The sequence below is a fragment of the Rhizobium moroccans genome (assembly GCF_057559155.1).
Map to the genome: position 1 here is coordinate 112,735 of NZ_JBHFJG010000013.1, position 18,741 is coordinate 131,475.

Sequence of the window (18,741 nt, forward strand, 5' to 3'; positions counted from 1 at the left end):
GACGTTTCCCGCTTCCTGAAGCTCTACACGACGCTGCCGATGGACGAGATCGCCCGCCTCTCGGCTCTCGCCGGCTCGGAAATCAACGAGGTAAAGAAGATCCTTGCCACCGAGGTTACCGCCATGCTCCACGGCCGGACCGCGGCCGAGGAAGCAGCGGAGACGGCTCGAAAGACCTTCGAGGAAGGGGCGCTATCCGAAAACCTGCCTTCGGTCGAAATTCCGGGCGCGGAACTCGACGCCGGCATCGGTCTGCTCTCCCTCATGGTCAAGGCAGGGCTTGCTGCCTCGAACGGGGAAGCGCGCCGGCATGTCCAGGGCGGCGCGGTGCGCATCAACGATGAAGCCGTCACGGACGAGCGGAGGGTCGTCGGTTCGGGAGAGCTGACCGCCGATACAGTCATTAAGCTTTCGCTCGGCAAGAAGAAGCACTTCCTGATCCGCCCCGTCTGAGCGGATCGTGAATCTCATTGAAAAAGGCCGCTGTTGCGGCCTTTTTCTTTACTGGAACTCGAAGATCTGCCGGAAGACGCCCGGCGCGATCAGCGAAAGCGGATTGACTGTCAGCTTCGGCGTGTCGAAGGGACCTTCCAGCTTGAAGGTGATGCCGAGCAAACCGCGATCGGTGCCGTTGCCGAGAAAGATGCCGATCAGCGGCAGTTCGGCAAACAGCCGGTTCAGCCCGTAGGCCGGCATGAAGGTACCGGTCATACCCATATTGCCCCCGGCATCGCGCAACACGCCCTGGAAGGTCGCGCCGATCTGCTCGCCGCGCACGACGCCGTTGTCGACCGCGAGCGATCCGTTGCGGTAGACGAGCCGGGCGAAGCCGCGCTGGAACTTGGCGGAGCTGACGTCGATATCCCGCTTGACCGCCGAGTTGAGGCTGCGGCCATCCTTGCCCACCGGCGTGGACACCATGGATTGAAGCCGGGATTCATTGACCAGGGAGAAGCTGCGGACATCGATCGAGCCGCCCCAGGCGCCGCCCTGCTGCGCCCTCAGCCGCAGGTTCAGAAGACCGCCACGCATGTTGTTGTAAAGGTCCATGAAGCGGGCGACCGCGCCCGCGTCTCCGCTGGTGATCGAGATCGTGTTGCCGCGGCTCATCTCGCTCACGACTGCCTGGCCGCTGCCCGTCACACCGGAAAAATCGGCCGAGGAGACCTCACCGTCGCGAACGGAAAACAGAAGCGAGACGTTGGAAAGGCTTTCGTCGCCGAAACCGATCATCCGGTCGAGCTTGGCGCGAATGGTTGCCCTGCCGGCGTCGTCCTTGTTTCCTCCGTTGTCGGCCTTCAGCCGTGTGATGACAGGCCTGATGTCCGCCACCGCTCCCGAGATCGAGATGTCATAGGCCCCTTTTGCCCGCTTGACCGCAACGCTGTAATCATCGGCGGGCGAGAGCCGCACCCGAGAGAATTCCGCGGCCGTCAGTCCGTCGTCGACGAGCGTCAGATTTCCGCGAGCGCCGAAGCCGTCCCCCTTCAGGTCGAAATTGCGGACATCCGCGCGGCTACCCTCGCTCGAGAGCTCGAACTTCGCCGTGGCGCCGATGCCGCTGCCCTTTGTCCAGCCAAGCCACGGCACCGAAAGCGTCGCGCGCGTCAGATCGAGCGCCACCGCCTGCCTGTGCTCGTCGAGCCATGTCAGCTCGGCCGCGATCGTGCCCTCCACGATATCGGAAAGCCCAGGCGCCAAGCGCTCGCGTTGCTCGTCATTGAGCGTGGCCTTGATGACCCGCTCGCGTTGGACCTTGGATGCCGTCCCCACCGGCTCCACGAGCTTGATATCGGCCGGAACATCGTCGACCGTGCCCTTGACCGTAAGCCGCGCCGCCTCGGTATCGACATCGAATGTACCGGTGAGCCCGCCGAACCGTCGACCGGAAAGCTCCGGCAGAAGGTCGACGTCGTCAAGATTGAGATGGGCATTCCAGGTCGGCTTCGGCGGGTTCTGATTGGAAATCAGACCGAAACGCGCCTTGATATCCGCCTTGGCGCCCCCGGCGAAATCCTCCGGCTTGAACCCGGTCCCTTTCAGCGCGTTGATCGGCTGGAAATTTGCAAGTTCCGTCAGGGCGTCAGCCGAGCCCGATACCTTGACAGCGAGATCGGCCATCAGCGGCTTGGTGTAGGTCGAGGCAATGGCGAAGGTTCCGCCATCCACGGTCACCCCGCGTCCGGAAGGGAAATAGGACCTGGCGTTTGCGACGGAGACGTTCAATGCCTCGCCCTTCAGATCGAAATGCCCGGTTATGTCGCGCAGCGGGGGAATGTGGCCCGGCAGGTCCAATCGCGCGTCGGCAATATCGAAGCTGATCCGAAGCTCGTCCTCATCGAGCTCCAGCGGAATGCCCGGTCCATGCATCCGGCCGGCCGGAATGAAGACGGCGATCGAGCCGTTGGTGACGGTGCCGCCGAACATGTTTTCGGCGACCCAGGTACGCGGGTTCCTGGCCATCCAGAACGGCCATAGCTGCTTGACCCCCGTGACCTCCATGCTCGGGAGACGGGCGCCGAAGCTGATCTCAGGTGATTGTTCGCCGAAGCGGATCATCAGCGAGCCGGCCATGGTGCCGCGCGGGCTGGAAACCAGCATGTCGTCCACCTGCAGTTCGCGCGCCGCCGACAGATACCGCCCGCCGGCCTTCAGGTCGAACCGCGTCGGCTCCTCGGTGGAATTCTCGGCCGCCGCCACGCCGCCGCTGACGAGCAGATCGAGGCCGTATCCCGGCCGCGTCTCATTCGGATCGAGCCTGTTGAGGTCGACGACGGCTCCAGTGATCGGCAGGCTGGTCGGGCCGAAACGCGCCTGCGACTTCAATATCTCGATGGAATTCTTTGCGAAGTCGTAGGCGACATTAATCTCCGCGCCGGAGAATTCCTGCGCCACACCGTCGAAATAGAATTCGCCCGGCGACTGGCGCAATACCGCGGAGATGCGCGGCTCGGAATTTTCCCTGGCGCGGACGGCGGAGAGATCGAGATCCAGAGAGCCGGTCAGCCCCTCGCGTGGCGCTCCGTTCTCCATCCGCTGCAGCAGGAAGGGCGTCGCATCGAGGCCCGTCAGCTTTGCCGAAAGCGAGCTTGCCACGCCGTTGACGGCATTTGCCGTAGCGGTGAGCTGTGCCGGCCGGCCGTCCAGGCTCACCTCCCCTTTGACCTCGATCACGCTCTGCTCGCTGCGCGTCACCACCAGGCCATCGACGACCAGGGTGAGCGGCTTCTCGCCGGGCGCAGCGGGGAAGACCAGATCGATGCCCGAAATGGTCATCGAATCCGTACCGGTCCGTTCGATGAGGCCGTTCGCCTCGTCGAGGCGCTGGAAAGCCTGTTCGAGAATGGCGGGCATGGCATCGACCCGCACTTGCGACAAGGGGACCGGATCGCCGGAAGGCAGATGCGCCATGTCGATGCTGATGGCATCTGCCTCGATATGCTTGATGGAAACGCGCCCAGCGATCAGCGCGAGCGGATCGATCGCGATACGCATGGCGCCTGCGCGGCTGAAATGTTCGCCGCTCGCCTTCTCGACGATATCCACGTCTCGCGCCTCCAGCGCCAGACGCAGGCTCGAATCGAAACGGAGCACTGTCGAGCCGACGGTCGCCGCGTAGCGCGGGCCGATCGCATCGTTGAGGGCAGCTTGCGCGCGAGCAGAAAGGGTACTGTCCACCGCCCCACCTTCGATGGCGAAGATTGCGCTGCCGCAGGCAAGCAGCACCAGCAGCAGGAAAAGTGCCACTATCTTGCAGGTGCGCTTCACGCGGGAGCGCGGCGCCGGGCAATGGACGATGATGGGATCCTCGGTCTGCGCAGAGGGAAGTTCATGCAGCGGAACGATTTCATCCCGGCTGAAGCTGACCCTTTCTCCGCGAATTTCCGCCATATGTTCCTGAGAATCCGGTATACCCAATCGCGCCCAGAATCCGACTGATCTGGACGTTCGCGCGGCCACTATATATCGATTGCGGCGACAATCACTCAATATACTGGCGAAAGAAAGGAATTTGATGTCGGATTTGGCGATCGGCGATGTGGCCCCGGACTTCTCCCTGCCCCGCGACGGAGGCGGCACCGTTTCCTTAAGCGATTTTCGCGGCCGTCCGGTCGTACTCTACTTCTATCCGAAGGACGACACGACCGCCTGCACGGCCGAATCGATCGCCTTCACAACTCTCCTCCCGGAATTCGAGGCAGCAGGCGCGGCCGTGATCGGCATCTCCCCGGATTCCGTCGCCAGGCACGACAAATTCGCGAAAAAACATGGTCTTTCCGTCGTCCTCGGTTCGGACGAAGAGACGGCGGTCGCCAATCTCTACGGCGTCTGGAAGGAGAAAAGCATGTATGGGCGCACCTTCATGGGCATCGTGCGCACCACCTTCCTGATCGGTGCCGACGGGCGGATCGCCAAAATCTGGCCGAAGGTCAAGGTCGCCGGCCACGCCGAAGAGGTTCTGGCTGCCGCAAAGGCACTTTGAAGCGGAGTTTCATATGCCGGGGGAATTCTCGATCACCTCGCTGCGCGGCGGCGCGACCGCCGCAATCGCCTCGCCGGATCTCGATATCAAGACGCGGCTTGCCCAGGAGACTGCAACGCGCTGGTTCGAGCGCAGGCTTTCGTTGCGATCGCCACTCGATCCGCCGCTGCCCGATCGTCCCGGCCGGCCAGAAAAGCCCGAACTCGTTCCTCCCAAGGCCGTGGAGAAGCGCTCGCTTCACACCACGAACGGCCGCATCGCGCTCCTGCACGCGATCGCCCATATCGAACTCAATGCGGTCGATCTGGCGCTCGACATCGTCGCGCGGTTTGCGACCGAACCGGTGCCAAACTCCTTCTTCGACGGCTGGATGCAGGTCGCTTTCGAGGAGGCAAAACATTTCCGCATGGTTCGCGCGCGGCTTAACGACATGGGCGCCGACTATGGGGACATGCCCGCCCATGACGGGCTCTGGCAGGCGGCGCATTCCACCCGCAACGATCTCACGGCAAGGCTTGCCGTGGTGCCGCTCATCCTGGAGGCGCGCGGCCTCGACGTCACGCCATCGCTCCAGGCGAAGATGCGCGAGACCGGCGATCTCGAAAGTGCCGCGGTGCTCGACGTCATTTACAACGACGAAAAGGGCCATGTGGCGATCGGCGCGAAGTGGTTCCGGTTTCTCTGCGCCCGCGAGCGCAAGGACCCGGCGGCGACGTTCAAGGAGCTCGTGAGGTCCAATTTCCGAGGTTCGCTGAAGCCTCCCTTCAACGATCTCGCCCGCGCCGAGGCCGGTCTCACGCCCTCCTTCTATCGATCGCTCACCTCCACCAGCAACGCCTGAAGCCCGGCTGATGCTCGCCGCGCGCAGCTAAGGCTTTGTTAACCTTAAAATTGTGTAATTCCGGAACCGACAAACGGTCACTCACGAGTCGATTTTCCGGGAGAAGCAGGTGGCAAACCGAACCGAAAACCGTGTTTTTGGGAAGCGGAAGCATCAGCACGTCCTCATACTCGCCAGCGGCGAGAAGATCCGGCACATGACGGTTCGGCCGTGGATGGCGGCGCTGACCTTCTGCTTTCTCGGTACGATGTCGATCGGCTACCTTGCCGCCACTACCTATCTCGTCGTTCGCGACGACCTGATCGGCGCCACGATGGCCCGCCAGGCGCGCATGCAGTACGATTACGAGGATCGCATCGCAGCCTTGCGCGCCCAGCTCGACCGCCTCACCTCCCGCCAGCTTCTCGATCAGCAGGTGGTGGAGCGTAAGGTTGAGAAGCTCCTCGAGCAGCAGAATGCGCTTTTCTCCCGTCACGGCAAGCTCGGCTCGCTCCTCGAACGTGCGGAGGAACAGGGCCTGCAGATGCCCGAGATGGAGCAGCCGGCTACCGAAGAGACCAATGGGGAGGAGCCGGCCGGCAAACCCCGGCAAGCCGCGCTCAGCGGCGGAATCCAGGCGATCGAGAGCCTTCTGCGCGGCAAGGAGCCATCGAGCGCCGCTCCGATCGGCAATGCGCTTGCCTATGCGCCGCTCAGGGAAAACATGGCCGATCGCGCCGACCGGGTCTTTTCCCAGGTCACGCTTTCGCTGAAGGCAGTCGAAAAGGAACAATTCGCCAAGATCGCCAATCTCACGACGGATGCTTCCGAAACGGCCGCCGCCATGGCCGCCATCATGCGCCGCACGGGCGTCGAAGTCGAAACCTCGCCCCGATCGCCGGAAAAAGGTCTCGGCGGCCCGTTCGTCGAGCCGGTGACGAGCGCCGGCGCCTTCGACGCCTCGCTCAACGAACTGGATACCGCGCTCAGCAGGCTGGAAAACGTGCGCGAGACGGCGCGCGCGCTGCCCTTCGGCAATCCCGCTCCGGGTCGCAGCGTAACCAGCCGTTTCGGCAATCGCATCGACCCCTTTCTCGGGCGGCTTGCCCTTCATGCCGGTATCGATTTTCAAGCCGAGACCGGCGCCAGAGTGCTGAGCACCGGTGCCGGCGAAGTCATCGCGGCTGGCACCTCCGGCGGTTACGGAAACATGGTCGAGATCGACCATGGCCAGGGCATCACGACCCGTTATGGCCATATGTCCCGAGTTCTCGTGAAGACCGGCGACAGGGTCGCCGCAGGCGATGTGGTCGGCCTTGCCGGCTCGACCGGGCGCTCGACCGGACCGCACGTGCATTACGAGGTGAGGCGCGACGGCAATGCCGTCGATCCAGCCCGTTTTCTCAATGCCGGCATGAAACTCATTAGTTACCTGAATTGACCAAAAGCATTACTGTGAGGGCCGGAAATATAGCCGGCTCGCCTCCATCATCATTGCGTTCACCAATATAGCTGCCGATCCGCCGAGTTTCCTTGACTTTCAGGCATTTTGGGCCTATGTCGCCGCCAGTTGTCGCGCACGCCCCGTGCATCGACCATAAGTGTTCTTCACGAACCGAAACGGAAACAGAATTCCCTTTGACCACATTTGCTGATCTTGGCCTGAGCCAGAAAGTCCTATCTGCTGTCACCGACGCGGGCTACACGGTGCCAACACCGATCCAGGCCGGCGCGATTCCTCATGCCCTGCAGCGCCGCGATATCTGCGGCATCGCACAGACCGGCACGGGCAAGACAGCCTCCTTCGTGCTGCCCATGTTGACGCTGCTCGAAAAGGGCCGCGCCAGGGCGCGCATGCCGCGCACGCTGATCCTCGAGCCGACGCGTGAACTCGCCGCCCAGGTGGCGGAGAACTTCGAAAAGTACGGCAGGAACCACAAGCTAAACGTCGCTCTCCTGATCGGCGGCGTATCCTTCGACGAACAGGACCGCAAGCTGGAACGGGGCGCCGACGTCCTGATCTGCACGCCCGGCCGCCTCCTCGACCATTGCGAGCGCGGCAAGCTCCTGATGACCGGCGTCGAAATCCTCGTCATCGACGAAGCCGACCGTATGCTCGACATGGGCTTCATCCCGGACATCGAGCGGATCGCCAAGATGATCCCCTTCACCCGGCAGACGCTGTTCTTCTCGGCCACCATGCCGCCGGAAATCCAGAAGCTGGCCGACCGTTTTCTGCAGAATCCGGAACGGATCGAAGTGGCGAAACCCTCTTCGACCGCCAAGACGGTTACGCAGCGGCTTGTCGCCTCGCATACCAAGGATTACGAGAAGCGCGCCGTGCTGCGCGATCTCATCCGCGCGCAGGACGACCTCAAGAACGCGATCATCTTCTGCAATCGCAAGAAGGACGTCGCAGACCTCTTCCGCTCGCTCGAGCGGCATGGCTTCTCAGTCGGCGCGCTGCATGGGGACATGGACCAGCGCTCGCGCACGACCATGCTGGCCAACTTCAAGGACGGCAATATCCAGCTGCTCGTCGCCTCCGACGTCGCCGCGCGCGGCCTCGACATTCCCGACGTCAGCCACGTCTTCAACTTCGATGTTCCGATCCATGCGGAAGATTACGTCCACCGTATCGGCCGTACCGGCCGCGCGGGCCGCTCGGGCCGCTCCTTCACGATCGTTACCCGTACCGATTCCAAGTATGTCGATGCGATCCGAAAGCTGATTGGCGAAGAGATCGAGTGGCTGAACGGCGACCTTTCGGCATTGCCGCCGGCTGTGGAGAGCCGCGACGAGGGTCGTGGCCGCAAGGGCCGCGACCGTGATAAGGAACGCGGCCGCGGCAAGCGGGGTGATTCGGGTCAGAAGGCTGACGTGAAGAGCCAGGATAACCAGATTGACGCCGAAGAGGTATTGGTGGAAGCGAGAGTGGAAAACGTGAAACCGGAGCGCAAGGCCGACAACAGGAGGCCGCAGACCGGTAACCGCAACACGCGGCAGAACCCGGCCAACGACGATCATCGCGAGCGTCGCTCCCGCCATCATCGCGATCACGACGATGGCCCGACTCCGGTCGGCTTCGGCGACGACATCCCCGCCTTCATGCTGATTGCCGCCAACGCCAAGGCGTAACCCTGCCATGACGATCAGGCCGGGTATCGATTTCCCAGGAGTCGGCGCCGGGCTCGTCATTCTGCGTGATGACGGCAAGGTACTGCTCTATCGCCGGGTGAAGGCACCCGAGGCCGGCCACTGGAATATCGTCGGCGGCAAGGTGGATCACATGGAGCCTTCGGCCGAGGCCGCCCGTCGGGAAGCCGAGGAAGAAACCGGCCTTGCAATCGGCAAGCTGGATTTTCTTTGCGCTACCGAGGAGATCATCGGCCCAGATCGCCAGCACTGGATTTCGATGATCTACGTGACCCGCGATTTTCGGGGGGAACCCAGCCTCACGGAACCCGACAAGCTTTCCGAAATGGGCTGGTTCGATCCGAGAAACCCGCCGCAACCGCTCTCGGTCTTCTCCTCCAAAGCTTTCGAGCATCTTCAGAGCCAAATGGCCTGAAGATACTCTAACTCTTCGGTTGCGCTCGCATAGCGGCCTCGTAGGCCAGTCGCACCCATTTCGCCATGATGTCCGGATCGTCGAACGCATCCTCCGGTATCGACCAGTAGGGCATCGCCACCGGCGTCTTCTTCTTGTTCTCGTAGACCCATTGGCGGGCACCGGCCTCTTCGAATTCCGGGGCGCTCACCTCGTCCGCCTTGAGCAGCATTTCATCCCGCAATTCGATCCCGACGATCAGACCCTGGTGATAGATGCCCTTGCCGCCGAACATTCGGCGGATCGAAACCGGGCCCAGCCCTTCGAACATCTCCTCAATCGTAGCATTGTCCACGCGCTTATCCCTTGAGAACACCGCCGGCGGCGGTCACGGCTTCCGGCGTATCCACATCGAGATGCGCCGCCGGCCCTATGTCAACATCAAGGATCGGCAATCCAGAGCTTTCGATCAGTGCCCGCGCGCCGACATCGCCCTGAAGCTTCATCACGGCATCATAGGTCTCGCGCGGCAGGATGATCGGGTTGCCGCGCTTGCCGTCCGATACGGAGCGCACGATCACGCCGCCGCCGGCTTCCTTGAAGGCCGAAACAAGCATGTCCACATGGCCAGCCGTAATACCCGGCATATCCGCCAGCATGACCAGCACGCCGTCGCAGGGCTTCAGGGCCTGGGCGGAGAAACCGGCACTCAGAGAACTTGCCATGCCGGAGGCATAGTCCGGGTTGAAGACCACGGCCAGATCAAGGCCCGCAAGGCTTTCCTCGATTTCCTCGCGGCGATGGCCGATAACGGCCACGACCGGATCAAGCTGGCTTTCGGCCAGCATGGCGGCCGTGCGGCGCACGAGCGGTACGCCCTCGAACTCGGCAAGCAGCTTGTGCGGTCCCTCCTTGCCCATCCGCCGGGCCTGGCCGGCGGCCAGCAGAAGCCCGCCGACGGAAAGGTCGTGCGGCTTGCGCGCCTTCGCATCGCGCGGCTGCGGTCTTGAAGGGATTTCCATCAGCAGCCCTCCGACCCCCATGCCCTGAATATCGAATGCAGTGGGTTCCTCGCCGACCAGCAGCCGGTTCAGCACCCAATCGAAGCCGTTCTCCTTCGGCGAGCGTGCGCAGCCCGGCGCGCCGACCACCGGTATTTCGCCTATCCGGCCGAGCACCAGCAGGTTGCCGGGATCGACAGGCATTCCGACATGTTCGACCACGCCGCCCGCGCCTCTGACCGCGGCGGGAATGACATCGTCGAAATCGGCCACGGCCGAGGCTCCGAAGACGATGATCATCGCCTGCTCGTCATTCCGATCGCGGACGACCTGCCGAAGCGTTTCGGCAAGCGGTTCCGTTGCATGCGGCACCCTTCTCTCATTGATGAGCCGGCTACCAGAAATCGAAAGCCGTTGCTCCAGCAGCCGCGCGGTGCGATCCATCACGGACGCCTTCAGCGAAGGCAGTTCCGTCGCCACCAATGTCACCGTACGGGGACGATAGGGCTTCACCTCGAAGGCTGTCGACCTCGACAGGAGATCGGCAACGGCTCGCACCTTCTCCCGCGGCGCGGCCAGGGGAATGATCTTCACGGTCGCGACCATATCGCCGGTTCGCACCGGCACGTGATCGGCAAGGCAAGCCAGCGTGATCGCCGGATCGATCCGGTTCAACTCGTCCACGACAGCCTTGTCCGCCACGAAGATGCCGTCGATCCTTGCATAGACATTCACCCGGCCCATCGAGGCTTCGGAGAAGCTCAGGTTGTCGGGAGCGATCGCTTCCATGATCGTCCGGGCAGCTTCGTCTTCCAGCAGATCATCCGGCCCTATCCTCAGCGCGACAACGCTGGTGATGCCCTCCCCGGCCAATGTCTCTATGTCGCCCGCCGTCAGCACATGCCCCTTGGAGAGCCGCCCGCTCGGCAAGCGGATGCTGTGAGCCAGCACAGCCCCTTCCGCATTTCGAAGCTCGAAGGTTCCGAACGGCATTCCGGTCACTCCCCGGTGACGAGGCCGCTGACGAGATCGCGGCGGCGGAAGGCCTGGACGATCTGCGCAAGCGTGGCGAGTGCGATTTCAGCCGGGCTGGACGCGCCGATGTCGAGGCCGATTGGCGCGGCGATCCGGCCAATCTCCTCATCCGAGCGGCCCATCTCCCTCAGCCGCTCGACCCGCTTTGCATGGGTCTTGCGGCTGCCGAGCGCGCCGACGTAAAAGCAGCCGACCCTAAGCGCCTCGGAGATCGCGAAATCGTCGATCTTCGGGTCATGGGTAACGGCGGCGAGCGCGGTATAGGCGTCGAGTGGCCGCTGCCTCAGCACGTCCTCTGGCCAATCGGCGATGAGGTCGACCCCTTCGAAGCGCTCTTCCGTGGCGAAGGCCGTGCGCGGATCGATAATGGTCAGATCATAGCCGGCAACCGGAGCCATGCGCGCCAGAGCCTGGCTGATATGCACGGCGCCGATTACCACGATGCGGGGCGGCGGCAGATGCACGTTCAGAAAATAGGGCCGGCCGTCGGCCTCCACGGTCGAGGATTTGCCCGTTCGAAGGGCCGCTGCGACAGCCTCGCCCAGCAGCCCATCGACCCTGTCTCCCTCCAGGATCACGCGTCCGCCGCCATCCTCCAGATCGGTCGCAAGAATAGCCGCTCGGCGCGCCTGCCGAGCGGCGTTCAGCGCCTTCAACGCCTGCACATCCATCAGCCGAGCCTTTCGAGATAGACCTTGATCCTGCCGCCGCAGGAGAGGCCGACGCGCCAGGCGGTCTCGTCGGCCACGCCGAACTCCAGCATTTTCGGCGTTCCGGATGCGATGACATCAAGCGCCTCGGCAATCACGGCGCCTTCGACACAGCCACCGGAGACGGAGCCCTCGAAATTGCCCTCGCCATCGATGACAAGGTGGCTGCCGGCCTGCCTGGGGGCGGAACCCCAGGTTTCGATGACGGTGGCAACGGCAACGTCGCGTCCGGCATTCTTCCAGGTTTCGGCGGTGACCAGAGGATCAAGCGTATCGAGGTCGGTCATGCGGTCCTCCTTGCCTTGTCGAGAAAACGCCTTGGATCGGCAGCCTTTACATGTTGATCCGAAAGCGCCGCCGCAAGGTCCGCCAGCGATTGAAGATTGTGGACGGCGCGAAACTCGTCCACATGCGGCAGTATGGCCCGCACGCCGCGGGCTCGCGCCTCAAAACCGTCGAAACGCAGCAGCGGGTTGAGCCAGATCAGACGACGGCACGAGCGGTGCAGCCGGTCGATCTCGGCTTCCAACTGCTCCACGCCTTCGCGCTCCAGCCCGTCCGTGATGAGCAGCACGACCGCGCCCTGCCCCAACACCCGGCGCGACCAAAGGCGATTGAATTCAGCCAGCGTCGCCCCAATCCGCGTTCCGCCGGACCAATCACGCACCGCCGCCGCGCAGGCTGCCAGCGCCTCGTCAGGATCACGCCGGCGCATCTGGCGGGTGACATTGGTCAGCCGCGTGCCGAACAGGAAGGTGTGCACGCGGGCGCGTTTCTCGGTCACGGCATGCAGGAAATGCAGGAAGATGCGGGTGTACTGGCTCATGGAGCCGGAAATATCGGCCAGTACCACCAGCGGCGGCGGCGCCGGCTTCCGCTCCCGGAAACGCGGAAGGATGAGGTCTCCGCCGCTTCGCATCGCCTGTCGCATGGTAGCTCGCGCATCGATCTTTCGCGAACGCGTCGATGACCGGAAGCGGCGGGTCGCGACCTCATCGAGCGGCAGCGCAAGCCGCGCAAGCTCCCGGCGCGCGGAGGCAAGTTCGTCAGCCGTCATCTGAGCGAAATCCCGCTGTTTCAGCACTTCCGAACCGGATGTCGTGAAGCGTGCGTCGACCTCGATTTCGGGCGGCATCTTGCGGTCTGTCGTCTCGGGCCGCTCCGCCACCAGCGCATTGGCGACGCGGGCGCTGCCGGCGCGCTGCTTCTCCTGCTCGCTGCCGGTCGCTTTCGGAGACATCATGGCGATCATCTTGCCGACGAGGTCGCGCGAACGCCAGAAGAGCCGGAAGGCTTCGTCGAAGACCGCCTGATCCTCGTGCCGCTTCACGAAAACGGCAGAAAGAGCGGCGTGAAACTCCTCGCGGGAACCGATGCCGATCGCATCGACCGCCTCGATCGCGTCGGCGGCGGCTGCGGGACCCGTCTTAAGCCCAGCCCGGCGCAACACGCGAGAAAAATAGACGAGATTGTCCGAGAGCCGTCCCTCACCGGCAGGGACTGGCGGAATGATGATTCCGTCTTCGGACCCGTTTTCGCCCATGGCTCAACCTGCTGCTGAAAGATCGGCCTTCACCTCGGAAAGCACGCGAGCGCCCTCGCCGCCCTGGATGCGCGCAATATCGTCCTGATATTTCAGGAGGGTGCCCAGCGTATCCGCGATGGTTTCCGGATCGAGCGCGATGCGGTCGAGCTCGGTGAGCGCCGTCGCCCAGTCTATCGTCTCGGCAACGCCCGGATTCTTGAAGAGGTCGAGCGTTCTCAGCTTCTGCACATAGGCAACGATCTGCCGCGACAGGATCTCGCCGCATTGCGGCGCCTTGCGCCGGACGATCTCAAGCTCCTGCTCCGCATCCGGATAATCCACCCAATGATAGAGGCAGCGCCGTTTCAGCGCGTCATGTATTTCGCGCGTCCGGTTGGTGGTGATGACGACGATCGGCGGTTCGGAAGCCTTGATCGTCCCGAATTCGGGGATCGTCACCTGAAAATCGGAAAGCACTTCCAGCAGAAAGGCTTCGAAGGCCTCGTCGGTGCGGTCGAGCTCGTCGATCAGGAAGACCGGAGCCGGCTCGCCGGCTTGCCCGAGTGCTTGCAGCACCGGCCGGCGGATGAGATGGCGCTCGGAAAAGAGGTCGGTCTCGAGCTTCTTGCGGTCCTTGATGCCGACGGCTTCGGAAAGGCGGATATCCAGCATCTGCGCCGGGTAGTTCCACTCATAGACGGCCGAGGAAATATCCAGCCCCTCGTAGCACTGCAGGCGGATCAGCGGCCGCTGCAATGCCTTTGCCAACGTCTTTGCGATCTCCGTCTTGCCAACCCCCGCCTCGCCTTCGAGGAAAAGCGGCCGCTTCATCCTGAGCGCGAGAAAAACCACCGTCGCGAGCGCCCTGCCTGCAAGATAGTCCTCGCGGCTTAGGAGCGCGACGGTTTCCTCGATCGAGGCGGGTAGCTGCGGCATGTGTTCTCCCCTTTTGGGAGCAAGTCTACAGAGTGCGGAAATCCCGGTCCAGATAGATGAGCGACGGGCTGTGCGGACCGAAATGCAGCCCGACCACTTCTCCGAACATGACGAAATGGGTCGAGACCGGCTTGATGTCGATAAGCCGGCAATCGAAGGAGACGACCGCATCGGAAAGAACCGGCGCGCCGGTTACGAGCTTTCGCCATTCGCCCATCGCGAATCGCTCATCCACGGCCACCCCGCTCAGGCCCGCGAAGGCGGTCGCCAACGCCTGATGATGGGCCGCCAAGGAATTCAGGGCGAAGACGCCGCTCTTCTCGAAAATCGCATTGTTCTCGTTGCTGCCGTTGAGGCACACGAGCACTGTCGGCGGGTTGTCGGAAACCGAGCAGGCTGCGGTCACGGTAACGCCGCGCCTGACGCCTTCATGTTCCGTGGCCACCACCTGCACATGGCCGGCATATCGCGCCATGGCATTGCGATAAAGAGCGGGCGTGAGGAGCTGCTGGTCCGTCAAAAAATTCTCCGTGGGACCGGGAAGTCCCTCAATGTTACGCCGGATATCATGACGCCGATAGACCATTTCCACGGCGGCATCCATGCTTTTGATTTCCGGCGCTACTCCCTATAGCCGATTCTCTTTGACGCAGGCGATCAGCACGCTAAAACGCGGTTAAGCAAGGGCTTAGGAAATCATGACGTTGAGACGCATCGCCACCGCCCTCGTCCTGGCATCGGCATTTGCCCACAATGCGGCATCCGCTGCTGTCATCGGCGTGGTGGCGCCGAAAAGCGGGCCTTACGCCCTTCTCGGCACTCAGGTCCTGGAAGGCGCGCGTGCGGCAGCGGCGACCGGCGGCGACCGGCTCGTCGAGATCGACGAAACCTGCGAGGCGGGAACGGGCGGCGCGCTCGCCGATCAACTGATGGCCGCCAAGGTCGAAATTGCCATCGGCTTCCTCTGCGTCGAGACGCTGACCGAGGCGCTGCCGGTGCTGAAGAACGCGGGCATTCCCGCCGTCAGCATCTCCGTTCGCTCGAAAATCCTGATGGAAGACGCGATGCGTGGCGGCTGGCCTTTCTTCCGCATGGCGCCGGTCGAAGGCGACGAGGCGGAAAAGCTTTCCGAAATCATCCTTTCGGATTGGAAAGCCCACCCGGTCGCCGTGATCGAGGACGGCACGATCTACGGCCGGGAGCTCGCGAGCGCCGTACGTCAAAAGCTGGAAGCCGGTGGGATCGCCCCGGTCTTTACCGATACGTTTCGCCCGGGCCAGGAACAGCAGATCGCCCTGGTGCGCCGGCTTGCAAGGGCGGGCGCGACGCATGTCATGATCGGCGGCGATCGAAACGACATAGCGATCATCGCGCGCGACGCGGCGGCGGAGAATATCCCGCTGACCATCCTCGGCGGCGATACGCTGAGGGCGGCCGATCGTCCCGTTCCGCTGCGTGAAGGCGTCCTCGCGGCCGCGCTTCCCGATTACGCCGCCATGCCCGAAGCGGCACAGGCGGTTGCAGCCCTTGCGGCCCGGAACATAACTCCCGAGGGCTATATGCTGCCTTCCTATGCCGCGGTGGAACTCGCCCGCCAGGCGCTTGCCCGCGCCGCCGAGGAGAACAATCCGCTGACGGAAATCCTCGCCGATGCGACTTTCCCGACCGTGATCGGCGCGATCGACTTCGATGACGGGCACGAGCTCGCCGCCAACCCGCTTCAGCTTCAGGAATGGCGGGGGACCGCATTTGTGCCTGCCCGTCCCGCGACCGAGTGACGTATCCGACGATTGTTCCTCCGCCGAAGCGGTGATAGAGCAAGCGCGAGACAGCCGGAGACCTGCCAATGACGCTTCCCATCCGCATTGCCCCTTCAATTCTCGCCGCCGATTTTTCCAGGCTCGGCCAGGAAGTGCGCGATGTCGTGGAAGCGGGCGCCGATTGGGTTCACCTCGACGTCATGGACGGGCATTTCGTGCCCAACATCTCCTTCGGTCCGGATGTCATCAAGTCGCTGCGGCCCTACACGAAAGCCTTTTTCGACTGCCACCTGATGATCTCTCCGGCAGATCCCTATCTCGAGGCCTTCGCGAAGGCGGGCTGCGACGGCATAACCGTGCATGCGGAAGCCGGCCCGCACCTGCATCGCTCGCTGCAGACCATCCGCACGCTCGGAAAGAAGGTCGGCGTGACGCTCAACCCCGCCACACCGCTTTCCGTGCTGGAAAACGTGCTGGATGACGTGGACCTCATCCTCATCATGAGCGTCAATCCGGGTTTCGGCGGCCAGAAATTCATCCCGGCTATGGTGGAGAAGATCCGCGCCGCCAAGGCTCTCATCGGTGCCCGCCCGATCGAGCTGGAAGTCGATGGCGGCATCACCGCCGAGACGATTGGCGCCGCGACCGCTGCCGGTGCCAATGTCTTCGTCGCCGGCTCGGCCGTCTACAAGGGCGACGGCATCGAATCTTATAGGGCCAATATCGCCGGCCTGAAGGGTGCAGCGGAGCAAGGGCGCAAATGAGAGCAGCATTGCGATTATCGGTTCTGGCCATTGCGGCGGCATTCCTTGCCGGCTCCGCAACGGCTGCAGATATCGCCAGCTTCCGCCCTATCGGCTTTTCTCCGGATGGGCGCGTCTTCGCCTTCGAAGAGTTCGGCATCCAGGATGGATCGGGCTTTCCCTATTCGAACATCTACGTTCTGGATCTGGAAAAGGACGGCTATCTGCAGGGCACGCCCTACCGGGTTCGCCTCGACGACGAGAAGGCCACCCTCGCCGAAGCGCGCCGCCAGGCCCGCGATAAGGCAGAGGGGCTCATCGCCAGCCACGAGTTGGCCGATAATCCCGGCGAAATCCTCGCCTCCAATCCAGTTACAGAGGTCGACGCCGATCCCCACCGGCTTCGTTACCGCGACTATGCCGTCGTTCCGCCCGTCGGCGAGCCGAATACGCTGACCCTTGAGGAAATTCCGCAAGAACCGGACGATCGCTGCTCCGGCATGGTCGAGAAAATGGCGGCCTTCCGGTTGCGGATCACCGAGGAAGACGGCAAGCCCGCCGACCAGTTGATCCACGAGGACCAGAGGGTTCCGGCCTCCCGCGGCTGTGCGACGGGTTATCGCCTGGCTGGCGTCATGGGCGGCACGGCGATGGACCGTTCGCCCTTCAAAGTCGCGCTCGTCATGGTTCTCAGCCTCGGTTTTGAAGGCTCCGACGGCCGCTGGATCGCCGTCCCGATCAAGGCCGCGCCATAGTTTCCGCCATATCCGCCGTGCTGAACATTGAGCTTTGACCGGTTTCTTGCTACAGCGGCCCCGACGAAGCGTAGGAAGACAAAGCCCATGATCCCCCGTTATTCGCGGCCCGAGATGGTCGCTATCTGGTCCCCCGAAACAAAGTTCCGTATCTGGTTCGAAATCGAGGCTCATGCCTGCGATGCCCTGGCAGCGATCGGCGTGATCCCGAAATCGGCTGCCGAGACCATCTGGGAAAAGGGCGGCAAGGCCGAATTCGACGTCGCCCGCATCGACGAGATCGAAGCGGTCACCAAGCACGATGTCATCGCTTTCCTCACCCATCTCGCCGAGTTCGTCGGCCCCGATAGCCGTTTCGTGCATCAGGGCATGACCTCTTCCGACGTGCTGGACACCGGTTTCAACGTGCAGCTCGTGCGCGCCACGGACCTTCTGCTGGCCGACATGGACAAGTTGCTGGAGGCTTTGAAGCGCCGCGCCATCGAGCACAAGGACACCGTCACCATCGGCCGCAGCCACGGCATCCACGCCGAGCCGACGACGTTCGGCGTCAAGCTCGCTCAGGCCTATGCGGAGTTCGACCGCAACAAGACCCGGCTTCTGGCGGCCCGCGAAGAAATCGCAACCTGCGCGATTTCCGGTGCGGTCGGCACCTTCGCCAATATCGATCCCCGCGTCGAGGAGCACGTCGCGGCTGCGATGGGGCTGAAGTCAGAGCCCGTCTCGACGCAGGTCATCCCGCGCGATCGCCATGCCATGTATTTCGCGACCCTCGGCGTCATCGCGTCTTCGATAGAGCGGCTGGCGACTGAAATCCGCCATCTGCAGCGCACCGAGGTGTTGGAGGCCGAGGAATATTTCTCGCCGGGCCAGAAGGGCTCGTCGGCCATGCCGCACAAGCGCAACCCGGTTCTCACCGAAAACCTCACCGGGCTCGCCCGCATGGTGCGTTCCTATGCCATGCCGGCGATGGAGAACGTGGCGCTCTGGCACGAGCGGGACATCTCCCACTCCTCCGTCGAGCGCATGATCGGCCCGGACGCCACGGTGACGCTGGACTTCGCGCTTGCGCGCCTGACCAGCGTGATCGACAAACTGCTGGTCTATCCGGAGAATATGATGAACAATATGAACAAGTTCCGCGGGCTTGTTCATTCACAACGTGTACTTCTCGCCCTTACCCAGGCGGGCGTTTCGCGCGAGGACGCCTATCGCCTCGTCCAGCGCAATGCCATGAAGGTCTGGGAACAGGGCAAGGACTTCCTCGAGGAGCTGCTCGCCGATGCCGAAGTGCGTGCGGCGCTTTCCGAAGAGGAAATCCGCGAGAAGTTCGACCTCGGCTACCATACCAAGCATGTCGATACGATCTTCAAGCGCGTCTTCGGCTGAGCCCCATAACCGCTGAAATTGCCTGCCGCCGGCT

At 63.2% G+C, this 18,741-nt stretch carries 18 protein-coding genes; 10 read left to right on the plus strand and 8 right to left on the minus strand.

Annotated features, from left to right (window positions below; translation table 11 throughout):
- Positions 1-453 (plus strand): S4 domain-containing protein (locus tag ACE04I_RS10215; protein ID WP_487207016.1); only part of this gene is annotated, 453 nt, incomplete at its 5' end.
- 48 nt (positions 454-501) lie between these two features.
- On the opposite strand, the gene ACE04I_RS10220 is transcribed toward ACE04I_RS10215, so the two are convergent.
- The gene (locus ACE04I_RS10220) at positions 502-3,891 is read right to left on the minus strand and encodes a YhdP family protein (RefSeq protein WP_046792325.1); all 3,390 of its coding nucleotides are present in this window, start codon (positions 3,889-3,891) and stop codon (positions 502-504) included.
- A gap of 124 nt (positions 3,892-4,015) precedes the next feature.
- Here ACE04I_RS10220 and ACE04I_RS10225 point away from each other — a divergent pair, with 124 nt between their 5' ends.
- The 5 genes from ACE04I_RS10225 (at position 4,016) to ACE04I_RS10245 (ending at position 8,874) form a co-directional block, all read left to right on the plus strand.
- Positions 4,016-4,483, plus strand: coding sequence for a peroxiredoxin (locus ACE04I_RS10225; RefSeq protein WP_046792326.1), 468 nt, complete (start codon positions 4,016-4,018; stop codon positions 4,481-4,483).
- Positions 4,484-4,496: 13 nt separating this feature from the next.
- Positions 4,497-5,324, plus strand: coding sequence for a ferritin-like domain-containing protein (locus tag ACE04I_RS10230; protein WP_046792327.1), 828 nt, complete (start codon positions 4,497-4,499; stop codon positions 5,322-5,324).
- Positions 5,325-5,433: 109 nt separating this feature from the next.
- Positions 5,434-6,744: a peptidoglycan DD-metalloendopeptidase family protein gene (locus ACE04I_RS10235; RefSeq protein WP_046792328.1), complete on the plus strand. Its 1,311-nt coding sequence runs from the start codon at positions 5,434-5,436 to the stop codon at positions 6,742-6,744.
- Positions 6,745-6,941: 197 nt separating this feature from the next.
- Positions 6,942-8,441, plus strand: a complete 1,500-nt coding sequence (locus tag ACE04I_RS10240; protein WP_046792329.1) for a DEAD/DEAH box helicase — start codon at positions 6,942-6,944, stop codon at positions 8,439-8,441.
- A gap of 7 nt (positions 8,442-8,448) precedes the next feature.
- Entirely contained in the window at positions 8,449-8,874 is a 426-nt protein-coding gene (locus tag ACE04I_RS10245) for an NUDIX domain-containing protein (RefSeq protein WP_046792330.1), read from the plus strand.
- 7 nt (positions 8,875-8,881) lie between these two features.
- Here ACE04I_RS10245 and ACE04I_RS10250 read toward each other — a convergent pair whose 3' ends face one another.
- Genes ACE04I_RS10250 through ACE04I_RS10280 form a run of 7 tightly spaced genes read right to left on the minus strand, consistent with a single transcriptional unit; the run spans position 8,882 to position 14,535 of the window.
- Positions 8,882-9,208, minus strand: coding sequence for a TfoX/Sxy family protein (locus ACE04I_RS10250; protein WP_046792331.1), 327 nt, complete (start codon positions 9,206-9,208; stop codon positions 8,882-8,884).
- Between the two features lie 4 nt (positions 9,209-9,212).
- Complete coding sequence (locus ACE04I_RS10255) at positions 9,213-10,847, minus strand: NTP transferase domain-containing protein (protein WP_046792332.1); 1,635 nt, start codon at positions 10,845-10,847, stop codon at positions 9,213-9,215.
- Positions 10,848-10,852: 5 nt separating this feature from the next.
- A complete protein-coding gene (locus ACE04I_RS10260) occupies positions 10,853-11,560 on the minus strand; it encodes an XdhC family protein (RefSeq protein WP_487207017.1) in 708 nt (235 codons plus the stop codon).
- A complete protein-coding gene (locus ACE04I_RS10265; RefSeq protein ID WP_046792334.1) occupies positions 11,560-11,886 on the minus strand; it encodes an XdhC family protein in 327 nt (108 codons plus the stop codon). The genes ACE04I_RS10260 and ACE04I_RS10265 overlap by 1 nt, the downstream gene beginning before the upstream one ends.
- Complete coding sequence (locus ACE04I_RS10270; protein ID WP_046792335.1) at positions 11,883-13,142, minus strand: vWA domain-containing protein; 1,260 nt, start codon at positions 13,140-13,142, stop codon at positions 11,883-11,885. The genes ACE04I_RS10265 and ACE04I_RS10270 overlap by 4 nt, the downstream gene beginning before the upstream one ends.
- Positions 13,143-13,145: 3 nt before the next feature.
- On the minus strand, positions 13,146-14,060 hold the full coding sequence (locus tag ACE04I_RS10275) for an AAA family ATPase (protein ID WP_046792336.1): 915 nt from the start codon (positions 14,058-14,060) through the stop codon (positions 13,146-13,148).
- 25 nt (positions 14,061-14,085) lie between these two features.
- Positions 14,086-14,535, minus strand: coding sequence for a flavin reductase (locus ACE04I_RS10280; RefSeq protein ID WP_046792984.1), 450 nt, complete (start codon positions 14,533-14,535; stop codon positions 14,086-14,088).
- A gap of 220 nt (positions 14,536-14,755) precedes the next feature.
- Here ACE04I_RS10280 and ACE04I_RS10285 point away from each other — a divergent pair, with 220 nt between their 5' ends.
- The 4 genes from ACE04I_RS10285 to purB all read left to right on the plus strand — a co-directional run bounded on the left by ACE04I_RS10285 (position 14,756) and on the right by purB (position 18,707).
- Complete coding sequence (locus ACE04I_RS10285) at positions 14,756-15,838, plus strand: ABC transporter substrate-binding protein (protein ID WP_046792337.1); 1,083 nt, start codon at positions 14,756-14,758, stop codon at positions 15,836-15,838.
- Positions 15,839-15,906: 68 nt separating this feature from the next.
- Entirely contained in the window at positions 15,907-16,584 is a 678-nt protein-coding gene (gene rpe / locus ACE04I_RS10290) for a ribulose-phosphate 3-epimerase (protein ID WP_046792338.1), read from the plus strand.
- The gene (locus tag ACE04I_RS10295) at positions 16,581-17,318 is read left to right on the plus strand and encodes a DUF2259 domain-containing protein (protein ID WP_487207018.1); all 738 of its coding nucleotides are present in this window, start codon (positions 16,581-16,583) and stop codon (positions 17,316-17,318) included. The genes rpe and ACE04I_RS10295 overlap by 4 nt, the downstream gene beginning before the upstream one ends.
- Before the next feature lie 87 nt (positions 17,319-17,405).
- On the plus strand, positions 17,406-18,707 hold the full coding sequence (purB, locus tag ACE04I_RS10300) for an adenylosuccinate lyase (RefSeq protein ID WP_487207019.1): 1,302 nt from the start codon (positions 17,406-17,408) through the stop codon (positions 18,705-18,707).
- Positions 18,708-18,741 lie beyond the last annotated feature (34 nt).

What these genes read in the sequence shown, in the direction of transcription:
- ACE04I_RS10220 (WP_046792325.1), bottom strand. Translation starts at nt 3,891, where the DNA reads ATGGCGGAAATTCGCGGAGAAAGGGTCAGCTTCAGCCGGGATGAAATC.
- ACE04I_RS10225 (WP_046792326.1), top strand. Translation starts at nt 4,016, where the DNA reads ATGTCGGATTTGGCGATCGGCGATGTGGCCCCGGACTTCTCCCTGCCC.
- ACE04I_RS10230 (WP_046792327.1), top strand. Translation starts at nt 4,497, where the DNA reads ATGCCGGGGGAATTCTCGATCACCTCGCTGCGCGGCGGCGCGACCGCC.
- ACE04I_RS10245 (WP_046792330.1), top strand. Translation starts at nt 8,449, where the DNA reads ATGACGATCAGGCCGGGTATCGATTTCCCAGGAGTCGGCGCCGGGCTC.
- ACE04I_RS10255 (WP_046792332.1), bottom strand. Translation starts at nt 10,847, where the DNA reads ATGCCGTTCGGAACCTTCGAGCTTCGAAATGCGGAAGGGGCTGTGCTG.
- ACE04I_RS10260 (WP_487207017.1), bottom strand. Translation starts at nt 11,560, where the DNA reads ATGGATGTGCAGGCGTTGAAGGCGCTGAACGCCGCTCGGCAGGCGCGC.
- ACE04I_RS10265 (WP_046792334.1), bottom strand. Translation starts at nt 11,886, where the DNA reads ATGACCGACCTCGATACGCTTGATCCTCTGGTCACCGCCGAAACCTGG.
- ACE04I_RS10270 (WP_046792335.1), bottom strand. Translation starts at nt 13,142, where the DNA reads ATGGGCGAAAACGGGTCCGAAGACGGAATCATCATTCCGCCAGTCCCT.
- ACE04I_RS10275 (WP_046792336.1), bottom strand. Translation starts at nt 14,060, where the DNA reads ATGCCGCAGCTACCCGCCTCGATCGAGGAAACCGTCGCGCTCCTAAGC.
- ACE04I_RS10280 (WP_046792984.1), bottom strand. Translation starts at nt 14,535, where the DNA reads ATGGCGCGATATGCCGGCCATGTGCAGGTGGTGGCCACGGAACATGAA.
- rpe (WP_046792338.1), top strand. Translation starts at nt 15,907, where the DNA reads ATGACGCTTCCCATCCGCATTGCCCCTTCAATTCTCGCCGCCGATTTT.
- ACE04I_RS10295 (WP_487207018.1), top strand. Translation starts at nt 16,581, where the DNA reads ATGAGAGCAGCATTGCGATTATCGGTTCTGGCCATTGCGGCGGCATTC.
- purB (WP_487207019.1), top strand. Translation starts at nt 17,406, where the DNA reads ATGATCCCCCGTTATTCGCGGCCCGAGATGGTCGCTATCTGGTCCCCC.